The sequence below is a fragment of the uncultured Chitinibacter sp. genome, from assembly GCF_945957625.1.
In the GTDB taxonomy this organism is placed as follows: Bacteria; Pseudomonadota; Gammaproteobacteria; order Burkholderiales; family Chitinibacteraceae; genus Chitinibacter; species Chitinibacter tainanensis.
This window is the reverse complement of sequence record NZ_CAMFLP010000002.1, coordinates 191048-203655: the sequence shown is the minus strand read 5'-3', so window position 1 is coordinate 203655 and position 12608 is coordinate 191048. Positions and strand designations below refer to the sequence as shown.

General features: G+C 58.6%; 14 protein-coding genes. 5 read left to right on the top strand and 9 right to left on the bottom strand.

Features of this window, described 5'->3' with window-relative positions:
• Positions 1-11 precede the first annotated feature (11 nt).
• From QV747_RS04805 to QV747_RS04790, 4 genes are all read right to left on the bottom strand, one after another.
• Positions 12-713 (bottom strand): hypothetical protein, encoded by a 702-nt coding sequence (locus QV747_RS04805; RefSeq protein WP_273429373.1) that lies wholly within the window; start codon positions 711-713, stop codon positions 12-14.
• A gap of 1436 nt (positions 714-2149) precedes the next feature.
• Entirely contained in the window at positions 2150-2611 is a 462-nt protein-coding gene (locus QV747_RS04800) for a hypothetical protein (RefSeq protein WP_273429374.1), read from the bottom strand.
• 133 nt (positions 2612-2744) lie between these two features.
• On the bottom strand, positions 2745-2969 hold the full coding sequence (locus QV747_RS04795; protein ID WP_273429376.1) for a hypothetical protein: 225 nt from the start codon (positions 2967-2969) through the stop codon (positions 2745-2747).
• Between the two features lie 17 nt (positions 2970-2986).
• The gene (locus QV747_RS04790) at positions 2987-3811 is read right to left on the bottom strand and encodes a MipA/OmpV family protein (RefSeq protein ID WP_273429377.1); all 825 of its coding nucleotides are present in this window, start codon (positions 3809-3811) and stop codon (positions 2987-2989) included.
• Positions 3812-3948: 137 nt separating this feature from the next.
• On the opposite strand from QV747_RS04790, the gene QV747_RS04785 reads away from it, so the two are divergent.
• Both QV747_RS04785 and QV747_RS04780 read left to right on the top strand, forming a co-directional pair.
• Complete coding sequence (locus QV747_RS04785; RefSeq protein ID WP_028450567.1) at positions 3949-4605, top strand: response regulator; 657 nt, start codon at positions 3949-3951, stop codon at positions 4603-4605.
• Positions 4602-5990 (top strand): HAMP domain-containing sensor histidine kinase, encoded by a 1389-nt coding sequence (locus QV747_RS04780; RefSeq protein WP_273429380.1) that lies wholly within the window; start codon positions 4602-4604, stop codon positions 5988-5990. The genes QV747_RS04785 and QV747_RS04780 overlap by 4 nt, the downstream gene beginning before the upstream one ends.
• A 96-nt stretch (positions 5991-6086) precedes the next feature.
• On the opposite strand, the gene QV747_RS04775 is transcribed toward QV747_RS04780, so the two are convergent.
• The 3 genes from QV747_RS04775 to QV747_RS04765 all read right to left on the bottom strand — a co-directional run bounded on the left by QV747_RS04775 (position 6087) and on the right by QV747_RS04765 (position 7782).
• Positions 6087-6650 carry a DUF2799 domain-containing protein gene (locus QV747_RS04775; protein ID WP_051259052.1) on the bottom strand — a complete coding sequence of 188 codons (564 nt, stop codon included), beginning with the start codon at positions 6648-6650 and terminating at the stop codon, positions 6087-6089.
• Positions 6651-6753: 103 nt separating this feature from the next.
• Positions 6754-7452, bottom strand: a complete 699-nt coding sequence (locus QV747_RS04770) for a BPL-N domain-containing protein (protein ID WP_273429382.1) — start codon at positions 7450-7452, stop codon at positions 6754-6756.
• Positions 7453-7524: 72 nt separating this feature from the next.
• On the bottom strand, positions 7525-7782 hold the full coding sequence (locus QV747_RS04765) for a hypothetical protein (protein WP_273429384.1): 258 nt from the start codon (positions 7780-7782) through the stop codon (positions 7525-7527).
• A gap of 548 nt (positions 7783-8330) precedes the next feature.
• On the opposite strand from QV747_RS04765, the gene QV747_RS04760 reads away from it, so the two are divergent.
• On the top strand, positions 8331-9965 hold the full coding sequence (locus tag QV747_RS04760) for a methyl-accepting chemotaxis protein (RefSeq protein ID WP_273429386.1): 1635 nt from the start codon (positions 8331-8333) through the stop codon (positions 9963-9965).
• A gap of 61 nt (positions 9966-10026) precedes the next feature.
• Here QV747_RS04760 and QV747_RS04755 read toward each other — a convergent pair whose 3' ends face one another.
• The gene (locus QV747_RS04755; protein WP_273429389.1) at positions 10027-10869 is read right to left on the bottom strand and encodes a helix-turn-helix transcriptional regulator; all 843 of its coding nucleotides are present in this window, start codon (positions 10867-10869) and stop codon (positions 10027-10029) included.
• Between the two features lie 118 nt (positions 10870-10987).
• On the opposite strand from QV747_RS04755, the gene QV747_RS04750 reads away from it, so the two are divergent.
• Both QV747_RS04750 and QV747_RS04745 read left to right on the top strand, forming a co-directional pair.
• On the top strand, positions 10988-11614 hold the full coding sequence (locus QV747_RS04750; protein WP_273429391.1) for an HAD-IA family hydrolase: 627 nt from the start codon (positions 10988-10990) through the stop codon (positions 11612-11614).
• On the top strand, positions 11611-11874 hold the full coding sequence (locus tag QV747_RS04745; RefSeq protein WP_273429392.1) for a SemiSWEET transporter: 264 nt from the start codon (positions 11611-11613) through the stop codon (positions 11872-11874). Before QV747_RS04750 ends, QV747_RS04745 begins: the two co-directional genes overlap by 4 nt.
• Here the strand turns inward: QV747_RS04745 and QV747_RS04740 are convergent.
• Complete coding sequence (locus tag QV747_RS04740) at positions 11871-12593, bottom strand: transporter substrate-binding domain-containing protein (RefSeq protein WP_273429394.1); 723 nt, start codon at positions 12591-12593, stop codon at positions 11871-11873. The genes QV747_RS04745 and QV747_RS04740 overlap by 4 nt on opposite strands.
• Positions 12594-12608 lie beyond the last annotated feature (15 nt).

The window sequence follows — 12608 nt, the reverse complement described above, 5'->3', positions numbered from 1 at the left end:
ACAAATACAGGCTATTGCTGTTTATGAGTTGTAGCGGATGCTGAACTAGCTGCGATTGCTGGTTTGGATGCAATTGCAATATTTGAGGGGGTTTCTTTTTTAGCATCTTCAATCGATTGATGTGAAGGTAGTATCCAAAAAACAAAGCTAACTATTGCGCTTGCAAGAAGTCCAAGTAAGAATCCAATCCACTGTGATTTAACTATGTATATCAGCTTGAATTTTTTGAATGAATCGATCTTGGTGTAATCAATTTTCTTCAGTAATTCTTGTAACGTTGATGCTGCCTCGTACCAGTCAGTGATTGATTGATTAGGATCTCTACCTGTGTTCTGTGTTTCCTTCTTTCTTGCCTCTAGTGCCTTGCTTTCCGCTGCGTTGAAAAGATTAAGCAAGTCACCTTCTGGACAATTCACGCAATAACGCCGGAAATCTTCATTTGAAATAATTTTCTCACTACGCTCTCTGAGCGTTAGCCATAATAACTTAACTGAATCCAAGGCTGCGCGCTGTATGTGACCATGAGCGCTGTTTATGTTTTTCTGGATAACATCGTTATCTTGATCGTTTTTTGCAACACCAAGGTGTGAGAGACATGCTTCCAATTCAAAAAGTACTTCTTGGGGTTTGTTGCCTAATACTACAATCAAGTCTGCATAAATTGGTTTGAATGTTAATTCGTACAGCTCAAAAACTTCTTTTTCGGTTGCCATAAAATAATCACAAAAAAGCCGTAGCTAAGCTACGGCTTATTCCATATTCGTTACTGACCGTTGCTCAGTGCGTGTGTAAGAGGGCATCAATCCGAGCGTCTAGGTCTTTCATGGCGCCTGTGGAATAGGAAAAAACATTTCCTCGTGCTGCGACTAGATTTGATGAAGATCGCACAAGATTCAGCTTCGTACCAAGAGCTTGCTCGGCTGCTGATTCAATTGTACTTAAATCATCACGTTTAGCCACTTGCCGACCAGTTATAGCAGCAAAAAATTGACCAAACCTCATGTTTACATCCTTCATTGTATTGTCCGCTTTAATAAGCGTAGCCTGACCCCGAGTTTGGAGCTGGTCCGCCATTGATTTGATGCTCGGCGGCTTTCAGGAAACACGCAATTATACGGGAAAGGCTATTGACTCGTCAAGAAGCGTAGGTATGCCGCGTCGCAGTGAATAGAACCCACCATTCATCTTATTATGGGATCGTAACCATTTGCAAGCTCAACGTCAGATACTTGCTTAACCGCGGTACGGCGTAGGGTGTAATCGGCGAAGACATTACACATGGATGTGTTCCACATACATCGATTGAATCACTCAATGGCGTATTACCGTTTCGCGTCGAATACGCCCTACCGTTCGTCGGGTTTTAATATCCTATCTAATCGAAAAATCAACGTCAGCTGTTTGTTGGAAAAATGTAGCTTTCTTGCTGAAAGGCGAATCTGGCGCAAGGCCACGGTATGGTGTGCGGTGGTTTGCATGTGAGCGGGTTTGGCGGCTGTGCGCCGCGGGTTTGGGTGCGCGTGCCGCCGCGCAGGCGGGAAGGGGTATTTGCTTCGCCAAATACCCCTTCACCCCAAAGGCGAACCCTCATCAAGTTTTGCTACGCAAAATGCCCTCGCTGCGGACAATCGGCAAGGCGGCGGGCTTTAACAAAACAGAGCCCGCCGAAACCCCTTGCCGCTTGTTCCTCGCTCGGCTTGATGACAGGGGAAACCGTGCAGTTCAACGATTGCGGCATATACCCGCCAAGGTGTTGCTCTGAAGATTATTTAGGAATTGGCTTTGGCGGATATACCCCTGCGGTGGTTAGCACGGATTGCCCGTGGAGACGCGCCGTTCGGGAGGTGATTGGCAAGGTTTTAAGCCGCAACCTGTTTGAGCTGCGCGACGGTAGCGCGCAGCGAGTTTTGCGGCGCCTTGCCAATTGCCGGACGGGCGGGGTTTCGCGTCGATCGGGGCTCTTTTGGGGTGTAGGGGGCTTTGGAGAAGCAAAGCCCCCTACCTGCCTGCGCGGCGGAACGCGCATCAAAACATTGCGGCGCAGCCGCTTAAAATATATACATGCAGCGGTATAGCCAGCAAAGCTTTAATAAATAATGCCTACACGGCTATACCCGTTAATATGGCCGCCACTACCTGTATCTACGGGCTAGCAAAATATCCGCCCCATGCCCCGAATACCATTGAGCACCCCGAGCAGAAACACCATATCCAGCGCGCACGATACGGCGATGCCAATGAGTCGCCAGCGGCGCTCGGTGCGGTGCTGGCCGCGCCAGAGCTGGCCCCAGCTGAGTTTGCCGGCGGGCATCAGCGGCACGATCAGGCCCCATTCAAACCAGCGGATCGGCACATACACCAGTAAATAAGCCAGCGCCTGCACGCCAGTCAGCTCGAGCACCATGGCATGCAGCGCGGCCATCGGTATGCCGACCCCAAAGCCGATCAGTAGCCGAGTCATTCCCAGCTCCCAACTACGCCGGCGCAGGGCTTCTGCGCCCAGATCAGGCCGCAGCCACGCCAGCCCTACGCTGCACCACCAGCGATAGCCCAGCACTTTGGCCGTGCCGTACAGCAAAGTACCCAGTATCACCCCGCCTATCCCGTCCATCTTTCCCCCACTCATCGCTGCAGGCCTAGCCTGTGCGCTGCTCAGTATGGTGAGCGGACGGCGGGGCGAGGGTTAGTTTTTGTAAGTGGCGCGGTAGGCTGTGAGCTAGATTGCGCCGGCAGCGCCCCACGCCTTAGCCCTGCAAATTCATCGGCGGTATCACGTCGTGGTATTCCGCCGTGCGCCGGCGTGGGGGCGCGCTGGTGGGGGCTTCGATTTCAAAGGCGCGGCTGCGGTGCTCGAATGCCGGCGGGGTGGCCGGGCTGGCAGGGTGAGCGGGGCTGGCGGCCGCGGCCCCCGCGGTGGGGGGCTGGGCGGTAAGCAGCCGGCGCAGGGCGTGGCGGATGCTGAAGGGCATGGGGTTCTCCGCGGGGTTTACCAGGTGTATTGCAGGGCGGACATCAGGGCGGCGCTGCCTTTTTCTTTCACCAGCGGGCTATCGGCGGCATCGCCTAAAAGCTGGTTATAGCTCACGGCATTCACCCAGCGCAGGCTATTGCTGAGCGGCACAATGGCGGTGAGGCCAACGCTACCCTGCGTGAGCCCGCTGCCGGCCTGATAGGCTTTAAAGCCGCTCTTTCGGGCTTGCGTGGCGGATACGCCATACCAGCGTTGCTGATAATCGCTGCTGCTGGCGGTGAGTGCGCCATTGATCATCAGCGCAAATTGCGCACTGCTGTAGACGGTGTAATCGGCGCCCAGCGTGATTTGCTGGCCACGGTTTTTGCTATCCAGCCCGGTGGTGGCCTGCAGCGAGAGATTGAGGTCTTGCAGGCTGTAGCTCAGCAGCAGGCCGGCTTGCGCGGCGGCTTTGATTTCGCCCATGCCTTTAAAAGTCTGCTTATCGGTGAGCTTGGTTTTTTCTTTGCGGCTCGGGCTCATGCCGATAAAAATCGCGGCTTGCCAGTCGGGGTTGGCGGCATAGCTCCAGCCCAGCCCTTTGCTGCTACCCAAAAAGAAACCCGAGCGGTGTGATAAATCAAAACTCGGCAGCGCCGTGGCTTTGTAAACTTCGCCGCCCATAATTTCGGGCGCGTAGCCCACGCCCAGCCCAGCCACGGCTTGCCAGTTGCGGCTATCGCTGGCTTCTTCCCACAGGCTTTGCAGCCGGGGCAGGCCTTGTTCGGTGGCGGAATTCGGGGTTTCGGCCAGTGCGGTGTGGCCAAGCAAAAGCAAAGAAAGGGTCAGTACAGTACGCATGATTGAATCCAGAATGGTTGGGTTAGACATTCGCCGCAGTGGGCGGGCGCTGGCCGCTCGCCGGCGGGAAGCAACGCTGGCAGTATGTCAAACGCATCCTTAGGAAAAGCTTAAGGTTCTTCAGGTACAGTGCTGGCATGCATATTCTGATTATTGAAGACGACCTCGATCTGGGCTTTGCCCTGCAGCAGGCTTTAAAAGCCGAAGGCATTAGCAGTGATTGGCGGCGTAATTTGGCGACGGCCCCGCACAGCGGGCAAGATATGGATTACGACTGCGTGCTGCTCGATCTCACCTTGCCCGATGGGGTGGGCTTTGATCTGCTGCAGCGCTGGCGCCGGGCGGGTATCGCCACGCCGATTATTGTGATTACCGCGCGCTCGGCGCTGGATGATCGTTTAACCGGGCTGGATAGCGGCGCCGATGATTTCATCATCAAGCCCTTTGCCACTGCCGAGCTGATCGCTCGCATGCGGGCGGTGTTGCGCCGCTATGCGCAGCAGGCCAGCGAGGTGTGGCAGCTGGGCGAGCTGCAGATCGAGCCACGCAAACACCTGGCCAGCCTCAATGGCGTGCCGCTGGATTTATCGCCGCGCGAATTTCAATTGCTACTGGAGCTGGCGCGCGAGCCGGGGCTGGTGGTGCCCAAAAGTGCGCTGGCGCAGCGGCTATCGCCACTGGGTGACGCGCTGGATTTTGGTGCGCTGGAAGTGCATTTATCGCATCTGCGCCGCAAAATCGGCGCGCACCGTATTCGCACTTTGCGCGGTGTTGGGTATTTATTTGAGCTATGAAATTATCCCTGAGCTTATTGGGCCCCAGCCTGATCCGGCGGGTGTTGCTGGCCTTGCTGCTGGCGCTGGTGGCGGTGTGGTTTACGCTGGCGATTTATGGCTATTGGCAATTCACGCGCACTTCCGAGCGCGACCGTAGCCTGCAGCTGTATGGCCAGACGCTGCTAGTGGAGCTGGGCAAGGCCCGTTCTGAGCGCGATGCCATCGGCGTGATGGCGACGGCTTCCGAGATGTTTAATACCGGCCTGCGCGATTCCAAAGTCGAGCAATCAATGCTGCTGCAGCTCAATGACCGGCAAGGCCGCCAGCTGTATTTATCACCGGAAAGCCGGGGCGTGCCACTGGCGTTGCAACCGCAGGCTTTTTACGATGTGGTGATCAATGGCGCCGAATATCGGGTGTGCCTGATGCGCGCTGCGCAGTGGGAAATCCGCCTGGCGGCGCCCAAATTTAGCGCGCAGGTGCTGCTGAAAGTACTGCTGCCCGAAATGACCATCCAGATGTTGATCGCCCTGCCGGTGATGTCGCTGGTGATCGGGCTGGTGGTGTCGGGCGGCTTGCGGCCATTGCGTCAGCTCTCGCAGCTGATTGCCAGCAAAGATAAAGATGATCTATCGCCGCTGAATTTTCATAGCCCCTACACCGAGCTCAAGCCGCTGACCGCGGCGCTAGAGCGGCTATTGCAGCAATTACGCAGCAAAATCGCCCGCGAGCATGCCTTTGTGCAAGATGCCGCGCATGAGCTGCGCACGCCCATCGCGGTGATTTCGGCGCAGGCGCATGTGCTGGCGCGGGCCGACACGCCCGCGGCGCGGCAAGCGGCCGGGCAAGATCTGGAGGCCGCGATTGCCCGTGCTTCGCATCTGATTGCCCAGCTGCTGGAGCTATCGCATATCGATAATGATCGGCTCGAATCATCGCAACAGATTGATCTGGCCGATCTGCTGCAAACCGAGCTGGCCCGCGTGGCGCCGGCGGCGCTGGCGCGGCAGATCGAGCTGGGGCTGAATGCGCCCGATACCTTGCCCGCCCGGCTAGATGCCCATGCCGTGCAATCGATTGTGCAAAATCTACTTAATAACGCCGTGGCGTATATTCATGCCGGCGATCAGATCGAAGTGAGCCTCAGCCAGCAGGGCGCGCAGCTGTTGCTGGAAGTGGCCGATAGCGGCCCGGGTATTCCGCCCGCCGAGCAGGGGCGGATTTTCGAGCGCTTTGTGCGTGGCACTGGCCACAGCGTAGCCGGCACCGGGCTGGGCCTGGCGATTGTGGCGCAGGCGGTGGCGCGGTTGGGCGGCCAGATTGAATTAGGCACCGGGCTGGCGGGGCGCGGCTGCCGCTTTAGCGTGCGGCTGCCACTGCCGGCTGCGGCGCCGGCGCACTAGGCTGTGGCGATTAGCCCAATTAAGCTTTGAGCTAGGTATGTCTCTAAAGGCCAATATTTATAAGGGCTGGCTGGATATACCCATTTTGGCATGGGGTTATTGCGAATACAGCAGCGGCAGGGCGATCACCTGGGCGCGCAAAATGTCGCGCAGGCGGCGGTCATCACGGTTTTGCTGGCGCAGGTTGTCTAGCTCGCGCTCGTATTTGCGGCGATCTTTATCGGTTTGGGCCGCGCGCAGTTTTTCTTCGAGCTGGCCGCGCTGCTTGTTGTAATTATCGATGCGCCATTCCACCTGCTGCAGCTCTTGCTGCACCTTATAGCGCTGATAGCCACGCTGATAGGCATTTTGAAATGCGGCCTGCGTGCCGGCCGGGCACACATTGCCCGCCTGCGCGCCGCGCAAACCCACCTGATAACCATTGCTGGCCGTGCAATAGCTGCGCAGACCTTCTTCGCGCCCACGATTGTATTGTTCCAGATCGGGCGCCACGCGCTGCTTGCGACAGGCTTTGGCATGCTCGGCAACTTGCGAGCTATAGCCATTTTGGCCATCGCGCAGGCCGATGCTATACCAATCGCCGGTACGGCATTCGCTATCGCTGAGCGAGGCACAGCCAGTGGTGAGAAGAAGGAGGGCAACAGGAATTAAGCAGCGCATGACGGGTGGATAGAGCAATGAAAGCCGGCGATTGTAATCAGCTCGTCAGCCAGCCACCCGTAACAATTGCCGCAGAAAAGCGGCAGCATTCACACCGCGCGGCTTACAGGCGATCTAGCAGGCGGGCAAAATCCGCTTCGGCTGTGCCGTATTGCAAGCTGAGGCCATCGGCCTGATACCAGTCGCGGCCGGCTTCCAGATGCGGGCCGACCAGCAACACTTTGCCGTGGCCAAAGCGAGTGCTTAGCCCGGCGATGCGGCCGCTGCGCTGATAGCGGCCTAAAATCTCGGCCCCGGCGGGCGCGGTTTTACCCAGATGTGGGGCGCTTTGGTGATAAAACCAGCGGGTTTGCCCCTGCCATTGCACCGGCAGCAAGGTGGCGGCGGGGCTGGCGATTTCGGCATCGACTTCATTGATGGGCACGAGGCCAAAGGCGGGTTTGCGGCTGGCGGCATCGCTGTAGCGGCCGGCCAGATAAGCGCCGGCACAAATACCCAGATAGCTGCCGCCCTGTTGCACAAACTGGCGCAAGGCGCGAATTTGCGCTGGGCGCAGGGCATTGAGCGTTTCGTCGATGTCATCCGAGCCGCCGGGCTGCACATACACCTGAATCTTGGCCAAGGTGGCGGCGCTGAGGGTTTTCTCATTTAGGTAAATCACCTTGTCCTGCCGCGCCTGAAAAAATGCACCCACCGTTTCGCCGCAGCCTTCGCACGTGCCGGCGCCATTAAAAATCCCGATGGTGCGCGCTTGCGCGAATGGGGTGAGGGCAAGCAGGGCAAGCAGCAGCAGGTGGCGCATGGTGGCGATTTTCGGGCGGAAAATCGCAGTATGCCAGCTTTGAATGACAGCGGGCTGACAGTTTTTGCTGGCTTAGCCCAGCTTCACCACGCCGTAAATCACCACCGGAAACGAGGCAAACAGCGTGAGCTCCGACCACAGCGGCAGGTGAAAAGCCGGGTAGATATGCTGGGCGCTCACTAGCCCAAAGCTAAGCAATGCAAACGCCAGCCCGGTGAGCAGATAGCCCAGCCAGCGCTGGCGTGGCGGCTGGCTTGGGCGCGGCGGCGGGGCCATGGCGCTGGGGCGGTCTTCAATGATCTTGAGCGGGGGGATGCGTGGGGTCGTCATCGTGGGGTTTCCTGAGTTTGGCGCATGTATTTAGCGTATCGCGCCAACCCCAGTGGGCGCTGTGGAGAAATGCCGATGCCATAAAGGTAAAAATAAACACGCAGGGCGGGAACTCGGCCGGCCGCCATCTATGACAAAGGTGTTGACCTAAGCCTGCCTGCGCTGAGCCCCGCCCGCCGTAGAGTAGGCGACGACAGGGCTGGGGTGATGTACTTGGTGGGGGTATATCAATGCGGGCATTGATGAATATTATTTATTGGCAGATACCCGTCATTATTGTTGCGCGAAAACCTGTTGGCCTCTACCCAGCCGCCAGCGTAGGCAGCCCGCTTGAGGGGCGCAAGCCCTGCCGCCGACTGGGACATGGCGCGCCCAACTTAAAATTAGATAACGCTAATGTTTTCAACCGCTGAGGGTGGCTTTTATGCCGCTGACCTAAGTCTTGCAGCCGCTCGCCAGATCCTGGCCCCGCCGTGGGTGGCCACTGGCTAGACTCCGGCCTTGATCAAGGCTGGCGTAGTCCAGCTCTCAGTCTGGGAGGACAAAAAATGAATGCACTATTACAGCGCTGGCGCGTAGGCGCCCGCTTATGGGTCTTGTGTGGCGTGGCTTTATTGATGCTGGCTTTGAGCGGCGCGCTGACTTTGCAGGATTTACGCCGCAGCATGCTCGAAGAGCGGCAGGCCAAGGTACGGGCGCAGGTCGAATCGGCTGTTGGAGTGGTGAATTACTTTAAAGATCGCGCCGAGCGCGGCGAGCTAAGCCAGGCCGAAGCGCAGCAGCAGGCTGCGGCCGCGCTACGCGGCGTGCGCTTTGAGCGGACCGAGTATTTTTTCATCATCGATACTGCGATGGTGTATCGCATGCACCCGCTCAAGCCTGAATTTGAAGGCCAGTTTAAGGGCAGCCTGCAGGATGTGAACGGCGTGATGATTTTGCAAGAGCTGGTGAAAGCCGCGCAGCAGGGTGGCGGCTTTGCCTATTTTCATTTTGCCAAGCCGGGCAACCCGCAGCCGCAGCCGAAAATTGCCTACGCCCTGCCGGTGCCGGGCTGGAATTGGGTGGTGTGTACCGGCGTGTATGAAGATGATCTGAACGCCGCCTACCAGCATAAGCTCTGGCTGGGCGTGGGCCAGCTTTTGCTGTTGGCGGTGTTGCTGGGCGGCGCTTCGTGGTTGATTGCCCGCTCGATTTTGTCGCAGCTGGGGGGCGAGCCGCGCGAGGCCATGCAGATTATGCAGGCGATTGCTGCTGGCGATTTGCGCCAGAATATCACCGGCCGCGATCCGGCCAGCTTGCTTGGGGCGCTCAATACCATGGTGGATGGGCTGCGGCAGATGCTGCGCGATGTGCAGCAACATGCCGGCACCTTGGGTACGCAATCGGCGCAGATCGCGCTCTCGAGTCGCGAAATTGCCCAAGCTGCCGCGCGGCAGGCCGATGCCACCACCTCGATGGCGGCGGCGATGGAAGAGCTGACCGTGAGCATTACGCATATTTCAGATAATTCGGCGGTGACCGAGCAAGCCTCGCAAGAAGCCACGGCGCTGGCGCATGCCGGCGTGAATCAGGTGGGCGAGGCCAGCGATTCGATGGCGCAAATCGCCAGCAGCGTCAGTACCGCCACCTGCCAGATTCGCGAGCTGGATAGCAAGGCGCGCGAGATTTCCGGCATTGCTGCGGTGATTAAAGATATTGCCGGGCAGACCAATCTGCTGGCGCTGAATGCCGCCATCGAGGCCGCCCGCGCCGGCGAGCAAGGCCGCGGCTTTGCCGTGGTGGCCGACGAAGTACGCAAGCTGGCCGAGCGCACCTCATCGGCCACGGTGGATATCGAGCGCATGCTGGCTACGATTCAGGGTGAAACCACGCAAGTGGTCGAGCTAATGCAAGGCGCCTTGCCAGAGGTGGAGCGCGGCGTGGCGCTGGCTGGCCATGTATCGGCCTCGCTGGGACAGATACACCACGGCGCCGAAGCCACGCTGGAGCATCTGCGCGAAGTGGCCGCCGCCACCCGCGAGCAGAGCGTGGCGAGCAATAGCATTGCGGTGCGAGTGGAAGATATCTCGCAAATGGTGGAAGAAACCAGCGTGTCGATCCGCCATACCGCCGATAGCGCCACCGGCGTGGAGCAAGTGGCAGCCGAGCTGCAAAGCTTGGTAGCGCGCTTCAGAATCGAATAGGGGGATTAGGTATTGCCCTAGAAGTATTGATAGATATGCATCGGGCGGCAATACTTATGGCCTAGCTGCGTACGGCGCTGCGATATTGCGCCGGCGGCAGCGCCTTGAGCTCAATAAATTTGCGGTAAAACTGGCTCACGCTCGGAAAACCACTGGCGGTGGCAATAAAGGCAATGCTGCGCTCGGTGGTCAGCAGCAAATGGCAGGCATGGCCAATGCGCAAGCTGGCCAGCAAGGCGCTAAAGGTGGTTTTCATGCCGTCATGAAATAGCCGCTTCAGGGTCGCCGGGCTGGCCCCGGCCACGGCGGCCAATTCGGCCAGCGCCAGCGGGCGGGTGTAGTGCTGTTGCAGATGCGCCAGCGCCACCTGCAAGCGGCGATCTTCGTGAAACACCAGCCCCGGCCCATCGATCAGTCGCGCGCCAGCATCCTGCATCAGTGCGTGCAAAATATTCAGCAAGCAGGCCAGCCGCGGTACACCGCGCAAGCTGTGCAGCTCGGCAAACGCGGGCTGCAGTGCTATCGCAAGCGCCTGGCTAAACACCACGCCGGTGCGCACACTGGCCAGCCAGCTGCGCAAGGCGCGCAACTCGGGTAAGCCCCCTTGCGCCAGCCCATCCAGCCATTCGAGGCGAAATAACACCACCTGCACCTGATGCAGCTGACCCTGTTCGGGCGGATTGGCCTGCCAGGTGTGCGGCTGGCCGGGGGCCACCAGCGCCAGATCGATTTCGCCAAAGGGGGCAATATCGCTGCCGATATAGCGCACCCCGCGGGCACGCAGGGTAAAGGTCAGCTCGAATTCGGGGTGATAGTGCCACTGAAACGGGCACAGAGTTTCTTCCAGGCATTGATAAAACCAGCCCTGCCCCTCGGTGGGGGAAATCCATTCCCTGACCAGCATCATCGCAATCCGTGGCTAAGTATTGAGCTGATTGTAGAGAAAATCCGGCCAAAACTCGATTTTATCGGGCACCAGATCGTGAATACTGTGGCATATCACAGGCGAAGGAGTGAGTGGCATGTTATTGAATTCAAACTATTTTCTGTTTGATATGGATGGCACTTTGATTGATTCAACGGCCAATATCGAGCAAATCTGGGCGCGCTGGTGTCAGCGGCATGGCATTGCGCTGGAGCGGGTGCTGGCCGTATGCCATGGTATCCCGGGTAGCAGCACGGTGAAATTAGTCGCCCCTGAGCTGGATGCCGCGGCAGAAAGCGCGTGGCTAGATCAGCTGGAAGCCAGCGATAGCACGGGAGTGGTGGCGATAGCAGGCGCTGCCGCGTGGCTGGCGCAATTGCCGCCCGAACGCTGGGCGGTGGTGACATCCGCCTCGCGGGCGGTGATGGAGGCTCGCTTGGCGCATTGCGGCCTGCCGCTGCCACGCTACAGCATTTGTGCCGATGATATTGAGCACGGCAAGCCGCACCCCGAGCCCTATTTGCGCGGCGCCGCCCTGCTGGGTGTCCCCGCCAGCGCATGTCTGGCGTTTGAAGATGCCAGCGCCGGCATGGCCAGCGCGTTGGCAGCGGGCTGTACGGTGATTCAGGTGGGGCAGCAGGCGCCAAGCCCGGCCGGCATCGCTGGCCAGATCAGCGATTGGCGCGAGGTGCGCTGGGCGCCCAGCGCGGAGGTGGCCGCATGAATCCGGTTGAGCTATTAGGCCTATTTGCTGCCGCCTGCACCACCAGCTGCTTTGTGCCGCAGGTGGTGCAAGTCTGGCGCACGCGCAGTACGCAGGATATTTCGCTGGGGATGTATGCGCTGCTGTGTGTGGGGCTCTTGAGCTGGTTGGCTTATGGGCTGTTGATTCAGTCGGCACCGATTATTTTATCCAATGCCTTTACGCTACTCTTGGCCAGCGGGGTATTGCTGATGAAGCTGCGCTTTGAGCGGGTGGGCTAATGGTTGAATAAGTTGGCCGGCATTTGCAGGCTGGCAGTTTGCAGAAATTCAAACAAGGCCTGCTGACCCGGCTCAACGGCGAAATGGCGGCTGAAAGCCCGTCGTGGTGTTGGGCTGATGTACAGCCATTGTTCCAGATCGGGGAAGCTTTGCCGCAGGCCTGGTAGCGCGGTGCGCTGAATCAGCGTGCAATCAATCCGGCCGGCGCGTAGCTTTTTCAGATTAGACAGCGTGCTGGGGGCATCTTCGCGCACAATCAAGCCGGCACGAATGCTGTCTTCAAAGTCATTAAGTTGGCGGCCTAATACGGCGCCAAGGCGCAGCCCATATAAAGACGGCGGGCCTTGAAACCGCACCGGCCGCTCGCGCCGGCTGACAACCAGATCGGCATCATATAAATAGCTATGGCTCCAGCGCAGTTGCTGGGTGGGGACATTCGGAAAGAATTCCGGGTTGCCCCAAGCCACCACGCCATTCCAGCCCGGCTGAGCCAATAGGCGATCGAGGCGCCGGCGCGGTAAGGCGGTCGGGGTAAAAAGGTATTTGCCGCGTGAGGCTTGGGTTAGGTGCTCTGCTAGGCGCTGAGTCCAGTTATCTGGGCGATCGAGGGCAAAGGGCGCTTCGTCGTAATAGGTATACAGCGGCACGCGGGTTTGCGCCTGACTAGAGCCCCAAAGGCCCAGCCAGAGCAGAAGTGCAAGAAACAGAGAAAGTCGCATGCACCCAGCATAGCC

What these genes read in the sequence shown, in the direction of transcription:
- QV747_RS04805 (WP_273429373.1), bottom strand. Translation starts at nt 713, where the DNA reads ATGGCAACCGAAAAAGAAGTTTTTGAGCTGTACGAATTAACATTCAAA.
- QV747_RS04800 (WP_273429374.1), bottom strand. Translation starts at nt 2,611, where the DNA reads ATGGACGGGATAGGCGGGGTGATACTGGGTACTTTGCTGTACGGCACG.
- QV747_RS04795 (WP_273429376.1), bottom strand. Translation starts at nt 2,969, where the DNA reads ATGCCCTTCAGCATCCGCCACGCCCTGCGCCGGCTGCTTACCGCCCAG.
- QV747_RS04790 (WP_273429377.1), bottom strand. Translation starts at nt 3,811, where the DNA reads ATGCGTACTGTACTGACCCTTTCTTTGCTTTTGCTTGGCCACACCGCA.
- QV747_RS04785 (WP_028450567.1), top strand. Translation starts at nt 3,949, where the DNA reads ATGCATATTCTGATTATTGAAGACGACCTCGATCTGGGCTTTGCCCTG.
- QV747_RS04780 (WP_273429380.1), top strand. Translation starts at nt 4,602, where the DNA reads ATGAAATTATCCCTGAGCTTATTGGGCCCCAGCCTGATCCGGCGGGTG.
- QV747_RS04775 (WP_051259052.1), bottom strand. Translation starts at nt 6,650, where the DNA reads ATGCGCTGCTTAATTCCTGTTGCCCTCCTTCTTCTCACCACTGGCTGT.
- QV747_RS04770 (WP_273429382.1), bottom strand. Translation starts at nt 7,452, where the DNA reads ATGCGCCACCTGCTGCTGCTTGCCCTGCTTGCCCTCACCCCATTCGCG.
- QV747_RS04765 (WP_273429384.1), bottom strand. Translation starts at nt 7,782, where the DNA reads ATGACGACCCCACGCATCCCCCCGCTCAAGATCATTGAAGACCGCCCC.
- QV747_RS04760 (WP_273429386.1), top strand. Translation starts at nt 8,331, where the DNA reads ATGAATGCACTATTACAGCGCTGGCGCGTAGGCGCCCGCTTATGGGTC.
- QV747_RS04755 (WP_273429389.1), bottom strand. Translation starts at nt 10,869, where the DNA reads ATGCTGGTCAGGGAATGGATTTCCCCCACCGAGGGGCAGGGCTGGTTT.
- QV747_RS04750 (WP_273429391.1), top strand. Translation starts at nt 10,988, where the DNA reads ATGTTATTGAATTCAAACTATTTTCTGTTTGATATGGATGGCACTTTG.
- QV747_RS04745 (WP_273429392.1), top strand. Translation starts at nt 11,611, where the DNA reads ATGAATCCGGTTGAGCTATTAGGCCTATTTGCTGCCGCCTGCACCACC.
- QV747_RS04740 (WP_273429394.1), bottom strand. Translation starts at nt 12,593, where the DNA reads ATGCGACTTTCTCTGTTTCTTGCACTTCTGCTCTGGCTGGGCCTTTGG.